Consider the following 13,513-nt stretch of genomic DNA (forward strand, 5'->3'; position numbering starts at 1 on the left):
AGCCGCGCCGGTAACCTGCCGGTATGCCAAAGTCCGCAGCATCTCCCACAACAGCCCCCGGTGGGCGGTCCCGGCTGGATTCCCGGCCCGTGGTCGCCGGAATCGTCACAGCCCTGGTGGGCTTTACGTCGTCTTTTGCTGTGGTCCTCGCCGGCCTGGGGGCGGTGGGTGCCGATCCTGCCCAGGCTGCCTCCGGTCTGCTGGCGGTCACGCTCGCTGTCGGGCTTGGTGTGCTGCTGCTTGCCTGGCGCTCCAAAGTTCCGGTGACGCTGGCATGGTCAACGCCGGGCGCCGCTTTGCTGGCAGCTTCGGGAATGCCCGACGGCGGCTGGCCGGCCGCCGTCGGGGCCTTCCTCGTGGCGGGGGTACTGCTGGCACTGACCGGCCTGGTGCCCGCGCTCGGCAGGCTGCTGACAGCCATCCCGCCCACGCTTGCGCAGGCGATGCTGGCAGGTGTCCTGCTTCAGTTGTGCCTGGCGCCCTTCAAGGCCTTGGGCACGGTTCCATGGTTCGTAGCCCCCGTGGTCCTGTGCTGGCTGGTGATGATGAGGTTCGCTCCACGGTGGGCCGTGCCGGCCGCGCTGCTGGTCGCCTTGCTGGTGATCGGGATCCACGTCGCGGCCGGCGGGACCGCCCTCGGCGCCGCGACCCTCATCCCCACCCTGGTGTGGACCACACCCGCCTTCACCCTGCAGGCGTTGATGGGCATCGCGGTCCCGTTGTTCGTGGTGACCATGGCATCCCAGAACGTCCCCGGGGTGGCAGTCCTGCGGTCGTTCGGATATGTAACCCCGTGGCGGCCGGCCATGCTGGTGACGGGTGCGGGGACCGTCCTGGGGGCACCGTTCGGCGGCCATGCCATCAACCTTGCAGCGCTCAGCGCGGCTCTTGCCGCCGGCGAGGAGGCAGGCGCGGACCGGAGCAGGCGGTGGATCGCCGGTTTCGTGTCGGGCCCCGCGTACCTGCTGTTGGCAGCGTTTTCCGCTGCCCTCGTGGCCGTGGTGGGTGCGGCTCCGGCGGGGATGCTGGAAGCAGTGGCCGGGCTCGCGCTGCTGGGGACCCTCGCCTCGGCGGTGTCGGCCGCGCTGGCGGACCCGGAAGACAGGATAGCTCCTGCGGTCACCTTCCTGATGGCGGCGTCCGGCCTGGCCTTCGCCGGAATCGGGTCCGCGTTCTGGGCGCTCCTCGCCGGCCTGGCGGTGCGGGCGCTGCTGGTTCCACGACGGCGCGCCGCCCCGGAGAGGGCCGGGAACTAGGAGGGTTCGTGGTTCTGGCCTTCACGGGCCAGCGCGGTGAGGCGGGAAACAGCGCGGAAGTACTTCTTCATGTATCCGCCGGTCATCATTTCCTCGGTGAACAGCTTGTCGAACGGGACACCGCTGGCCAGGATGGGAACGTCCTTGTCGTAGAGCCGGTCCGCCAGGACGACGAACCGCAGCGCCACGGCCTGCTCGCTGATGGTTTCCACGTTCCGCCACACCACGCCGTCGATGCCGTCGATAAGTTGCCGGTAGCGGCTGGGATGCACGCCCGCCAGGTGGTGGATCAGGGTGGCGAACTCGTCCTGCGCCACGGTCTTGCCGTCGAACTCCGCTTTCATGTGCGTGTTCAGTTCGCTGTTCTTCAGCGGTGCCGGGGCAGCGGGAAGGCCGCGGTGCCGGAAGTCCTCACCGTCGATGCGGATGACCTCGAACTGGTCCGCAAGCACCTGGATCTCGCGCTGGAAGTCGACCGCCGCGAAACGGCCGTCGCCCAGGGAACCGGGGAGGGTGTTGGACGTGGCAGCGAGCTTGACGCCGGCGTCGGCCAGTTCCCGCATGAGCCGGGACATCAGGACGGTGTCGCCCGGATCGTCAAGTTCGAATTCGTCGATGCAGACCAGCTTGTAGCTGCTCAGCGCTTCCACGGTCTTGCGGAACGACAAGGCGCCCACCAGGTTGGTGTACTCCACGAAGGTACCGAAGGCCTTGGGACCGGGCGCAGCGTGCCAGAGCGATGCGAGCAGGTGGGTCTTGCCCACGCCGAATCCGCCGTCGAGGTAGATGCCTGCCCTGGATTCGTCCTTCTTGCCGAACAGCTTCTTGAACAGCCCGCCCCCATTGCCCGCTCCCACGCCGCCGGCAAATTCCTCAAGGGCGCGCACTGCTGCGGCCTGGCTTGGCTGCTTGGGGTCCGGGCGGTAACTCGAAAAGGAAACCTCCCCGAACCGCGGCGATGGGTAGAAGCCCTTGAGGAGCTCGTCCACCGAGACTGCCGGCGTACGGGCGGCAAGCTGTTCGATCTGTACCAAGGTGGTCCGTTCTGCTCGTGGTTGGTCCCCAGAAAGGATACCGGCAACCGGGACCGCACCGGGGGTTGGCGGTATCTCCGGCACGCCCGCGTGACCAAGCCAACATTTCGCCCTGTTAACGGAATACGGACAACGCCGGGGGCGCTGGCTAGGGTGGGACCAGGTTCCAATGCCGGTCCCACGGTTTTCCGTGCCCTTAGTGAAAGGCCAACGCCATGCCCTACCCGGTTGAACAGAATGAGAAGTTCGCAGCCTACGCCCACCCCGAACGGCTTGTATCCACGGAGTGGCTGGCCGCCGCCATCGAAGGCGGCGCGGTAGCCAACGGCGAGCTCATCGTGGTCGAATCCGACGAGGACGTGCTCCTGTACGAAACCGGGCATATCCCCGGTGCTGTGAAGATCGACTGGCACACGGACCTGAACGACGACGTCTCCCGCGACTACGTCAACGGCGCAGCATTTGCCGAGCTCGCGGCGTCGAAGGGGATTTCCCGGGACAGCACCGTGGTGATCTACGGCGACAAGTCCAACTGGTGGGCCGCGTACGCCCTGTGGGTGTTCACGCTGTTCGGCCACCAGGACGTCCGGCTGCTCGACGGCGGCCGGGACAAGTGGATTGCCGAAGGCCGCGAACTGACCAGGGACAAGCCCTCCCCCGCACCCGGCAGCTACCCGGTGGTTGAGCGCGAGGATGCGCCCATTCGCGCGTTCAAGGACGACGTCCTGGCGCACTTGGGCAAGCCCCTGATCGATGTCCGCTCCCCCGAGGAATACACCGGCCAGCGCACGCACATGCCGGCCTACCCGGAGGAGGGCGCCCTGCGCGGCGGCCACATCCCCACTGCCGCATCCATCCCGTGGGCCCGTGCGGCCGCCGAGGACGGGACGTTCCGCAGCCGCGAGGAACTCGAAGCCATCTACCTTGGCGAGGCCGGGCTGACGGAGGGCGACGACGTGGTGGCGTACTGCCGGATCGGCGAGCGGTCCAGCCACACCTGGTTCGCCCTGAAGTACCTCCTGGGCTTCGAGACCGTCCGCAACTACGACGGTTCCTGGACGGAATGGGGCAACGCCGTCCGCGTGCCGATCGTCAAGGGCGCCGAGCGCGGTTCCGTTCCGGTCGGCGTCGGGGCCTGACGCCCGGCGTGCCCGCGTAGACTTGGAACGATGAGTACTCAAGCGTTGCCCACCGCCCTGGCGGCGATCGTGGACGATTTCCAGGCCCTGTCCGAACCCGAGCGGCTCCAGCTGTTGCTGGAGTTCTCGGAGGGGTTGCCGGAATTGCCCGACCGCCTCAAGGACCACCCTGAACTCCTTGAGCAGGTGGTGGAGTGCCAGTCACCGCTGTTCCTCACCATCGAGACGGAGAAGAACGACGACGGCCCGGCCGGCGTGGTGCACCTCTACTTCAAGGCCCCGGCCGAGGCTCCCACCACGCGGGGTTTCGCCGGTGTGCTGTACGAGGGCCTGGATGGCTTGTCCGCCGGGGAAATCCTGTCCGTCCCCGATGACATGCCGGAACTGCTGGGCCTCACCCGGGCCATTACCCCGCTCCGCATGCGGGGCATGACGGCCATGCTGGGCCGGATCAAGCGCAAGGTGGCCGCCGCTTCACGCGTCCACAGCTGAGAGCGTCCACCCGATGGCGCGCAAGAATGCTTTCCAGGGAACCCCGGCCACGGCGGCATTGACCGCGGCCGGGGTTCCTTTCGTGCTGCACCCGTACATCCATGACCCGGGCGCCGGCAGCTACGGCGCAGAGGCAGCCGCCGCCCTGGGAATCGATCCGTCCAAGGTTTTCAAGACCCTGATGGTGGACGTGGAGGGGAGGCTTGCTGTCGGCATCGTGCCGGTCAGCGGCACCCTTGACCTCAAGGCAATGGCCGCGGCGCTCGGGGCAAAGAAAGCGTCCATGGCTGATCCCGCTGCCGCCCAGCGGCGCACCGGCTATGTCGTGGGCGGCATCTCGCCCCTCGGCCAGCGCCTGCCCTCCCCCACGGTCCTGGATTCCTCCGCGTTGCGGCTGGAGACCCTGCTGGTCTCCGGGGGCAGGCGCGGACTGGACATCGAACTGGCGCCAGCGGACCTGATCCGGCTCACGGACGCTGTTTCGGCGCCCATTGGTTCGCCGGCTGCGGGCAGCTCCCGTCCCTAGCAGTGCAGGGGCTGGGAGCCCCCGGCTACTCGATCAGGTACCGCTGCATCATGTCGTTGTCCTCGTGCTCCAGGATGTGGCAGTGCCAGACGTATTCACCCGTGAAGGATGTGCCCATGGCCAATGGGGCTCCTCCTGCCGCGGCCGCACCGAAGGGCACGCGGATCCGCGTTACTTCGCCAGGCATCGCCACCACGGTGTCCTTCCATCCCTGTTCATTGGCCGGCGCGGCCTTGGGACGGCCGATCAGGAAGGGCTTGACCGGTACAGCGCACCCCCTTCCGGGAGTGACGAGTCCGGTTTTGGGGTCCACGAAGCCCGAGGCCTCAAGGTAGGAGTCGGCATCAAACTTTTGCCGGTTGAGCACCTGGAACTGGGTGAAGTGAAGGTGGATCGGGTGGGCGTCCACGGTGGTGTTGATGAGCTCCCACTGCTCAAGTGTGTCTTGCTTCACTACCGTGATGTCGGGGCTGTCGAACATCCTGTTGTTCAGCAGCGCCATGATGGGAACGTCATCCGCGTTCGCCACTTCCACCAATGCCATGGACCTGGTGGCCACGGTGGGCAGTTCCACGAGCCGGGTGAGAGGCTCGGACCGCAGCTGGGCCGGCAGCGGCACCGTGTAGCCGGAGTGCGCCAGCACGGTGAACTGCATGATCTGTGGGAGCGGGATGGCGCCGCGCTGGACAGATTCCGGCCCGTTCGGGAAGGGCACCCGGGCGCTGTTGGCCAGGACCACCTTCGAACCTGGCTTCAGCCCGGCGAAGTCCACCACAATGTCTGCCCGCTCACCGGGTCCCATCACCAGCCTGTTGAGCCTGACCGGGGCGTCCAGCAGGCCGCCGTCGGACCCTATCTGGTGGAAAATGGCCGCGTTGCCGTCCGCGATGAATGTGAAGTCGTAGAACCGCGCGTTGGAGCCGTTGAACATCCGGAAGCGGTACTTGCCGCGGGCCACGTCCAGGTTGGGCCGGCATTTTCCGTTGACCGTGGCAACGTCGCCGAAGAACTCAGGGGCCCAGGGCCGGGCCGTTCCGTCTGCGCCCACCAGGTCAGGGTTGGGCGGGTAGGCAAACGAGCCGTCCTGGTTGAACATGCGGTCCTGGATGACCAGCGGCAATTCATATGGCGGCGGTGGAAGATGTGTCCCGTCGCCGGTGTCGATGCCCGTGCTGCGGTTGTCCCGGAGCAGGTAGCCACCAGCCAGCCCGGCGTAGACATTCAGGCGGGTGAGGCCCAGCGCATGGTCGTGGTACCAGAGGCCGGCCGCATCCTGGGTGTTGCCATAGTGGTAGGTGTACGAGGCGCCGGGCCGGAAAGTCTGTCCAGGGCCGCCGTCGGACGTTGGTGCAGTGTTGCCGCCGTGGAGGTGGACAGCCGTCCTGGGAGATCGGGCGTCGTTGCTGCCGGGCGGGACCAGCTCGGGGTCGATGGCGAAGGCAAGGGGATGCCGCCCAATATCGTTGTGGACGGTGAGGCTCAGGGGCGTACCTTTCCGGGCGATGATGACCGGCCCGAGGTAACTCCTGGATGATGCAGCGTCCTGGTACGTCAGCGTGTCGGTAAGGCCCATTTCGGCCTGGAAGCGGTGGCGGGAGTTGCGGGCCCACAACTCAAGGTTGCCGCCGGACCGCATGTCGATAACCCCCAGGTCGGCGAGCGTGGGAAGCTGCTCCGTAAAGGTGCCGGGCGGGGAACCAGGGGCCGCCAGTCCCGGGCTGGCCCCGGATCCATAAGCCTGGGTCAGAACACCTGCACCGGCCATAGCGCCGGCCTGCAGCAGTTGTCGTCGTGTGATGCGCATTTTGGGGCCCCATTTCTTCGCAGCGGTATCCCCCCTTGGGCAGCAGGATAAACCTGTGCTTTAGTCCGTCATAGGGTCCCGGGTCCCCTCTGTAAGGGGGTGGGCCACCCCGGTATTCCCTCCAGTCCGCCCCGCGGCCCGGCCGGTGAAATGGTCCATGGTTTGGTTGACCCCCAGCACGTCCATGACCCGGTCGAAGACGCCAACCGGAAGGATCCGCAGCACGGGCAGCAGGTTGACGACCGGCGGCAGGAACAGCTTGCGGCGGCCGGCCTCGATGGCGTCAAGGACGCGGCTTGCCACCTGCTCTTCGTGCAGGATGGGCAGGAGCCGCGGCCATCGGGTCCGGACGCCGTCAAACATCCCGGTGTCAATGTAATAGGGGCAGACCACCAGGGTGTTGACCGGCGTGTGCGCGGCCCGGAGCTCGGCGCGGAGGGACTCGTCGAAGCCGAACGCGGCGAACTTGCTGGCAGAGTAGTCCGTCTGCCGGGCGACTCCAACCAGTGCGGCAGCACTGGCGACAGTCACCACGGTCCCGCGGCGCCGGCTCACCATGCCGCCAAGGAACGCGCGCGTGACCCAGTACAGGGAAAGGACGTTGACCTGCATGGTCCGTTCGATGTCCTGGTCCGCGGCCTCCAGGAGCCTCCTGCCGCTGACCACGCCGGCGTTGTTGACCACAATGTCCACGGACCCTGCCAGTTCTGCGGCAGCCTTGACGGCCTGGTTGTCGGTGACATCCACGGCCTGTGAATCGGCGGCGCCGCCGGCGGCGCGTATTTCGTCGCGGACTGCTGCACCCCGTTCGGCGTCGACGTCCCAGATCACCACCCGGCTCCCGCGTGCGGCGGCACCAAGCGCCAGGCGCCGGCCCAGCCCGCGTCCGCCTCCCGTGACCAGCAGCGTTGCACCGGAAAGCCGGGTTCCTTTGGCCATGTCATTCCTCCTGGGATGTCGGCGCCCTAGACACTGTCCCAGCGGCCTCTGGGAAGTCGGCCCATCAGGGTGATGGCCCGTTTCATGATGCGGGCGTATGCCTTGTTCGACATGCCGGCGGCCGGAGCCACCCGCAGCAGCCGCTGCACCGCAATGGTCTGCGGCTCGGTGTACTTCAGCATGCCTTCCCGGCCGTGGCGGCGCCCGGCCCCGGAATCCTTCATGCCGCCGATCGGTGCGTCATGGGAGGCCCAGGTGGCGGCATAGCCTTCGTTGACGTTGACCGTGCCCGTCATCAGCTGGCGGCCAACCTCTTCGCCGTGGCGGGCGGACCAGACGCTGGCGTTCAGGCCGAAGTCGGAGTCGTTGGCCTGGGCGACTGCTTCGTCGTCGTCGGCAGCCCGGTAGATGGCAACCACCGGACCGAAGGTTTCTTCGCGGGCCATAAGCATGTCGTCGGTCACGCCTGCCAGGACGGTGGGTTCGTAGAAGAGCGGTCCAAGGTCAGGCCGCCGGCGTCCACCGGCCAGAAGTTCAGCGCCCTTTGCGAGCGCGTCCTGGACGTGGCGGTCCACCCGATCGACCTGTGCCTGGCTGATAAGCGAGCCCATGCCGATGTCCCAGTCGGGGCCCGGCCCCAGGCGGATGGCCTTCACCCGGGCGGTAAAGGCGGCCACGAAGGGGGCGTGGACTGCCGCGTGCACATAGATCCGTTCAATGCTGACGCACAGTTGGCCGGAGTTTGAAAAGCAGGCGTGCACCGCACCCGCGGCCGCCCGGCCAACGTCTGCATCTGAGAGCACGAGCATGGGATTCTTGCCGCCGAGTTCGGCGGAGAAGCCGATGAGCCGGGCGCTGCACTGCCGGGCGACGGTCTTGCCGGTTTCCGACGATCCGGTAAACATCAGGAAATCGACCTGCCCGATCATCGCGGGGCCAATCTCCGTGCCGGGCCCCGTCACCACCTGGAACAGGGCTGCCGGAAGTCCGGCATCCCGGAGCAGCCTGAGCATCAGGAGGGCCGTGAACGGCGTCTGCGAATCCGGTTTCAAGACGACGCTGTTTCCGGCCAGCAGCGCAGGAATGGCGTCCGAGACCGCGAGCGTCAACGGATAGTTCCACGGGCTGATGACGCCCACCACGCCCTTGGGCAACAGATATTCGGTGGTGCGGGTCAGGACCGGCAATGCTCCCTTCCGGCGGCGCGGCCGGAGGTACCTTTCCACGTTGCGTTGGTAGTAGTCCGCCGTCATCACGACGTCCGCAAACTCTTCGAAGGCGCTCAACCGCGATTTTCCGCTTTCGGCCTGGACCAGGTCCAGGACGTCCCGCTCCCGGTCCAGCAGGAGCTCCCGGAACCGCCGGATGACTGCCCGGCGTTCGGCAACCGGCATGGCCGCCCAGCTACGCTGTGCCTCGCGGGCCGTGCCGACGGCGGTTTCGACGTCGGCGGTGCTGCATACCGGGACGTCCCCTACCGGCGAGCCGTCGAACGGTGCATTCGTGGCGTGCCGCGGGCGGCCCGGAGCCGCGGACACCAACCCTTGGAGTCCGGCAGCCAGGTCCCGGCCGCGGGCCGTCAAGGCGGCGACGCCGTCCGGCGCGCCCAACTCAGGCTCCGGCCGGGGTGACCCGGCCAACCGATCCCGGATTGAGCCGGGGTGCGAGTTGTTGCCGGAGCCACGCTTTGACCAGGCGCTCCCAGCGGTCCGGGTCAACATTCCATTCCTTGGTGTGCCGCGCGTGGTTGAACGTCTCGAACGTCACCATTTCGGGGTTGCGCTCGGCCAGCATGGCTGAAGGTCCATAGGGCACGTACTCATCATCCACGCTGTGGATCACGAGCGTGGGGGTCCGCAGCTCGACTGCACGGGACACCCAGTCCATGATTTTCAGGTCAACGGGAGCCGAGAGGCCGGTGAGCCGGCGTCCCAGCGGATGGCCCAGCATCAGTTGCCCGTACCGGCCCACCAGCGAGGGGATCCGGTTCAGCTGGGCGTGGTGGGCCAGCACCGTCACCCAGTCGATGACCGGCGCATCAAGCACCATGGCCCGGATCAGGTGCCGGTAGCGGGACAGGTCCGCAGTCTGCAGGCAGATGGCCCCGCCCATGGACCAGCCGAACAGAACCACTTCCTCTGCGCCGTTGGCCAGGGCGTACTCGATGGCGGCTTCGATGTCCTGCCATTCCGTTGAGCCCAGGCCGTAGCGCCCGTCATCGGCCGATGGCGCCAGGCCGTCGTTCCGGTACGACACCAGCAGGCTGGTCAGGCCCAGTTCCAGGGCCGGGCCCACCGCGCGCAGGGCTTCCTGCCGGGTTGCGCCGCGGCCGTGGACCATGATGGCCCACGTCCGCGCAGCCCCCTTGGCCCGCACCAGCCAGGCGGGCGCCTCCCCGCGCTCCACGGGGATAGGCACATCCTCGAACGGAATCCCGGCCGCGGCCGGGTCGGGATAGGTGGCGCCGCTCCACCATCCCCAGCGGGCCGATGCGAGGTCCCCGCTGTAGACGGCTTCCACCTCGCGCAGGACTGTCCGCTCCGCGGGCGAGTAGGACACGATCCGGCCGATCCGGGCGTGGCCCTTGCCGCCGTCGAAAAAGAAGCCGTACACACCGTCAACGGTGGTGTCGTCGTTGGCTGCCAGGATCACCTGTTGTTTGTGGCCGTCACGGATGACGGCCAGGACTTCCTTGTCCGCCGTGCGCTGCCGCGCCGGAGTAATTACCCTGCGCGCGAAGTAGACGGCCAGGGCGGAGGAACCGGCTCCCAGGAGGCCGGCCAGTGATCCGCCGGCAATCGCGCCGCCCACTGCCCACTTCGCTCCCGGCGACATCCCGCCGGAATCCCGGGTGGGTGCAGTCATTGCAGGGCGCGCTCGCCGGAAAGGTGCCATGGCTCTATTCTTACCGGCGTTGAGTCAGATACCCGCATTCCCTGCCGGCCGCGGCATGCCCTGCGGCAATCCGCCGGTGTCCGCGGGGCGCGGTGCAGGCGTGCACGGGCCCGACTAGGCTATGGCCATGAGTGATCCAATCATCATCCTGACAGAAGAACCCCTGGGCGCGGACGACCGCCTGAACATCGAACAGCTCGTGGACGGGTCCGACAGCAGCCTGGTGGTCCTGGTGCCGGCCAACACCGAGCGGCACCTGCTGGTGGACTTCCTGGAAAACCTCTCCATGCTGGACGTGGCGAAGGCGTTCCGGGAGCTTGCGGGCGGCACTCCGGATGACACCACCGAGCGGGCTCATGCGGATGAGACGCTCGCAGCCTCCCTCGCAGCACTGGCGGGGCTGGGCTCAGGGGTTACCGGACAGGTGGTGGCCGGCAAGGCGGTGGACAGCCTCGTCGCCAAGGTCAAGGAAACCGGTGCCTCGCAGGCGGTGGTGATCACGCGGCCGCACGCCGTGGCGGATACGTTCCACACCGACTGGGCCAACAAGGCCCAGGACCAGCTCGGCGTTCCCGTCCTGCACCTGTACGCGGGTTCGGGATTTATCGGCGACTCCTGAGCGTTGGTATTGCCATGAGCATCTTTGGAAACAGCATTTTCGGTCATAAGGCAACGGGCATGGTGGATGCCGGAGGGCAAGCGGACACCACGGCAAGCGCGACTGAATCGCCCGTGCAGAAAAGCGATGCCCAATGGCGGGAAGAACTGACGCCGGAGGAGTACCGGGTCCTCCGCCAGGCCGGCACGGAACGTCCCTACACCGGCGAATACTGGGACACGCATACGGCTGGGGTCTACCAGTGCCGCGCCTGCGGGACTGAATTGTTCACCAGCAATGAGAAGTTCGATTCCCATTGCGGCTGGCCTTCCTTCTGGGCACCCCTGGCCGAGGGAACCGTGCGGTACATCCACGACCGGACCTTGGGCATGGACCGCGTGGAGGTCCGCTGCGCCGCGTGCGACTCCCACCTGGGCCACGTGTTTGAGGGGGAAGGCTATGGCACTCCCACCGACCAGCGGTACTGCATCAATTCCGTGTCCCTGCGGCTCGTGGAGAAGGAAAACGCGGACGACGTTCCGTCCGGGAACTGAAGGACTCCCCCGAGGCCACCGATCAACCAGTTCCATGCAGGCCTCGACGGTCGTGAAAGCACATGTAGACCAACAGTTTCTTACGCTCAGCACTGCCAGGCATAAGTCATTCTGGTTGCTTGTTACGCTCGCCAGAGAAGCAAGCAACCAGAAAGGCAGCCGAGGATGACAGAGGCCCTGACCACCGCTGTGGCGGGAATTTCCGCCCGGAACGAAGACTGGCTCCGGCTCAAGGGTGCCGCGACCGCCCTGCAGGCCCTCCAGGCCCAGGACGGCTCGGTTCCCGAGGCCGGAAACCACCCCGAGGCCTCCCGGCAGGTGTCCGCCATCGTCGACGCCATCGAGGCCCTCGCTCCCGCGTTCCCCCACGACGCGGCCTACCTGGACGCCCTTCGCCAGGACTTCTCCGTGTGGGCTGCCGGCGGGTTCGCCGTGCCTGACTTCCTGGCCTCACTGCTGGCGTTCCAGCCCCAGCAGCAGCGCCAGGATGGCCTCCAGCACCTGGTGGTCTTCCCCATGTATACCCAGAACGGCAGCAGCCACCGGCTGGTGGAGGCCGTGCTCATCGAGGTCATCTGGCCCGAATTCATTGCCGGGCTGGAGGCCGGGGATTATTCGAACAAGCTGTTCGTCCCCATCCGTTTCCTGGACTTCACTCCCGGCTACGACACCAACTCCGCCGTGCTCTTTCCCGAGACCGTGGCGGTCAGCCAAACTCCCACCTTCACCTGGGGCGCCATCTTCGCAGACCGCGAAGCAGCGAGGTTCCGCCGCGTCCTCAAGGCCGCGGCGGACATCACCTCGCTGGAACTGCCGCCAGGCGCCGCCGAGCTGCTGGCCGACCAGGACCTGACCGAAGCCACCTTCGTCATGTGGGACCTTATCCACGACCGGACCCACATGCGCGGCGACCTGCCCTTCGATCCGTTCATGATCAAGCAGCGGATGCCCTACTTCCTGTACTCCCTCGAAGAACTTCGCTGCGACCTCACGGCCTTCCGCGAATCTGTCCGGATTGAGAAGGACGACGACGCCGACCCGCAAGCCCGGCGCCATGCGAAGCTGGTGCAGTACGCCATCATCTTCGACCGGATCTTCCGCTTCGCCATCACCGGCAGCCGGGTCAGGAACTATGACGGCCTGGGCGGCCAGCTCCTCTTCGCCTGGCTCCACCAGCAGCATGTGCTGCACTGGACGGACACCCGCCTGACCATCGACTGGGACGAGGTCGCAGACGCCGTGATCGCCCTGGGCGAAAGCATCGACGAACTCTACTGGCGCTCGATCGACCGGCCCAAGACAGCACACTGGCTGGCCGCGTACCAGCTGGTGTCGGCTACCGTCACCCCCAACCCGGCCTCCGTCTGGGCCAAGGGACCTGACGCCCTGCCGTTGGCTGGAACCCCGCGCGGACTGACGGACCAGGTGCTGGACGACGAATTCCCGCTGTCCATGTTCTACGAAGCATTGGAGAAGAAGATGCGCCCGGTCATCGATTCGACCGCGGGAATCACCGGCCGGTCAGCACTGTGAGCCAGTTGCCGGACGGCACGGCATTGACCGTCCTGGTCGCCGGCGGCAGCGGTGCGTCCGGAATTGCCGTTGCCCGGGCCCTGGCCGCCGCCGGGCACCGGGTAGCCACGGTGGGTTCTGATGCAACCCGCATCAAGGCGGCCGCAGGGGAGGCGGGCGACGGCGTCACACCCTTCACGTGCGACCTCGCCGAGATGGCCGGGGTCCGCCGGCTGCGCGATGGCGTCGGGGACGCCTTGGGGACGGTCGACGCGGTGATCCACCTGGTGGGCGGCTGGCGGGGCGCCACGGGCATCGCCGACCAGTCCGACGACGACTGGGAGTTCCTGGAACGGAGCGCCATCACCACCCTGCGCAACGTCTCCCGCGTCTTCTTCGACGACATCGCCGCCTCCACGCACGGCCGCTTCGCGATGGTGTCCTCCACCTCACTCGATAAGCCCACCGCAGCGGTGGCCAGCTACGTGGCCGCGAAGGCAGCCGCCGAAGCCTGGACCATGGCCATGGCGGACGGCTTCCGAAAGGCTTCGAAGGACGGGGGCGGGGGCGGGCAGGCAGCCGCTGTGGTCCTGGCTGTGAAGGCCCTGGTGGACGACGGACTGCGCCGCAAGCATCCGGAGCGGTCCTTCCCGGGGGCGACGGACGTGGCTGACCTCGCTGCCGCCGTCGTCCGGCTGCTCGGCACCCCGGCCGCCGAACTGAACGGTGCCCGGCTCCGGCTGGCGGGCTGACCGCCGCGACTG

General features: G+C 67.4%; 13 protein-coding genes. 8 read left to right on the top strand and 5 right to left on the bottom strand.

The features are described 5' to 3' along the window. The first annotated feature begins 23 nt into the window (after positions 1–23). Complete coding sequence (locus QRM96_RS02675; protein ID WP_285318247.1) at positions 24–1,256, top strand: benzoate/H(+) symporter BenE family transporter; 1,233 nt, start codon at positions 24–26, stop codon at positions 1,254–1,256. Here QRM96_RS02675 and zapE read toward each other — a convergent pair. Continuing rightward, complete coding sequence (zapE, locus tag QRM96_RS02680) at positions 1,253–2,290, bottom strand: cell division protein ZapE (protein ID WP_133832264.1); 1,038 nt, start codon at positions 2,288–2,290, stop codon at positions 1,253–1,255. The genes QRM96_RS02675 and zapE overlap by 4 nt on opposite strands. A gap of 215 nt (positions 2,291–2,505) precedes the next feature. On the opposite strand from zapE, the gene QRM96_RS02685 reads away from it, so the two are divergent. From QRM96_RS02685 to ybaK, 3 genes are read left to right on the top strand one after another with little or no spacing between them, the layout of a single operon-like run. Beyond that, positions 2,506–3,429, top strand: coding sequence for a sulfurtransferase (locus QRM96_RS02685; protein ID WP_109864015.1), 924 nt, complete (start codon positions 2,506–2,508; stop codon positions 3,427–3,429). 30 nt (positions 3,430–3,459) lie between these two features. After that, entirely contained in the window at positions 3,460–3,921 is a 462-nt protein-coding gene (locus QRM96_RS02690) for a SufE family protein (RefSeq protein WP_133832262.1), read from the top strand. A 13-nt stretch (positions 3,922–3,934) separates the two neighbouring features. Next, the gene (gene ybaK / locus QRM96_RS02695) at positions 3,935–4,447 is read left to right on the top strand and encodes a Cys-tRNA(Pro) deacylase (protein WP_285318250.1); all 513 of its coding nucleotides are present in this window, start codon (positions 3,935–3,937) and stop codon (positions 4,445–4,447) included. A 25-nt stretch (positions 4,448–4,472) separates the two neighbouring features. On the opposite strand, the gene QRM96_RS02700 is transcribed toward ybaK, so the two are convergent. The 4 genes from QRM96_RS02700 to QRM96_RS02715 are packed head-to-tail and all read right to left on the bottom strand — an operon-like array spanning position 4,473 to position 10,055. After that, positions 4,473–6,251 (bottom strand): multicopper oxidase family protein, encoded by a 1,779-nt coding sequence (locus tag QRM96_RS02700; RefSeq protein WP_285318251.1) that lies wholly within the window; start codon positions 6,249–6,251, stop codon positions 4,473–4,475. A 60-nt stretch (positions 6,252–6,311) separates the two neighbouring features. Continuing rightward, a complete protein-coding gene (locus tag QRM96_RS02705; RefSeq protein ID WP_285318253.1) occupies positions 6,312–7,190 on the bottom strand; it encodes an SDR family oxidoreductase in 879 nt (292 codons plus the stop codon). A gap of 26 nt (positions 7,191–7,216) precedes the next feature. Beyond that, positions 7,217–8,800, bottom strand: a complete 1,584-nt coding sequence (locus QRM96_RS02710; protein WP_285318255.1) for a succinic semialdehyde dehydrogenase — start codon at positions 8,798–8,800, stop codon at positions 7,217–7,219. A gap of 1 nt (position 8,801) precedes the next feature. Continuing rightward, complete coding sequence (locus QRM96_RS02715; protein WP_109864020.1) at positions 8,802–10,055, bottom strand: alpha/beta hydrolase family protein; 1,254 nt, start codon at positions 10,053–10,055, stop codon at positions 8,802–8,804. 157 nt (positions 10,056–10,212) lie between these two features. Between QRM96_RS02715 and QRM96_RS02720 the strand changes: the two genes are divergently transcribed. From QRM96_RS02720 to QRM96_RS02735, 4 genes are all read left to right on the top strand, one after another. After that, positions 10,213–10,704: a hypothetical protein gene (locus QRM96_RS02720; RefSeq protein ID WP_285318257.1), complete on the top strand. Its 492-nt coding sequence runs from the start codon at positions 10,213–10,215 to the stop codon at positions 10,702–10,704. 59 nt (positions 10,705–10,763) lie between these two features. Continuing rightward, the gene (gene msrB, locus QRM96_RS02725) at positions 10,764–11,237 is read left to right on the top strand and encodes a peptide-methionine (R)-S-oxide reductase MsrB (RefSeq protein WP_133832322.1); all 474 of its coding nucleotides are present in this window, start codon (positions 10,764–10,766) and stop codon (positions 11,235–11,237) included. A 165-nt stretch (positions 11,238–11,402) separates the two neighbouring features. Beyond that, complete coding sequence (locus QRM96_RS02730) at positions 11,403–12,770, top strand: DUF6421 family protein (RefSeq protein WP_109864022.1); 1,368 nt, start codon at positions 11,403–11,405, stop codon at positions 12,768–12,770. After that, positions 12,767–13,501: an SDR family NAD(P)-dependent oxidoreductase gene (locus QRM96_RS02735; RefSeq protein WP_109864023.1), complete on the top strand. Its 735-nt coding sequence runs from the start codon at positions 12,767–12,769 to the stop codon at positions 13,499–13,501. Before QRM96_RS02730 ends, QRM96_RS02735 begins: the two co-directional genes overlap by 4 nt. Positions 13,502–13,513 lie beyond the last annotated feature (12 nt).

The sequence above is a fragment of the Pseudarthrobacter sp. lyk4-40-TYG-27 genome (assembly GCF_030209295.1).
Classification (GTDB): Bacteria; Actinomycetota; Actinomycetes; order Actinomycetales; family Micrococcaceae; genus Arthrobacter.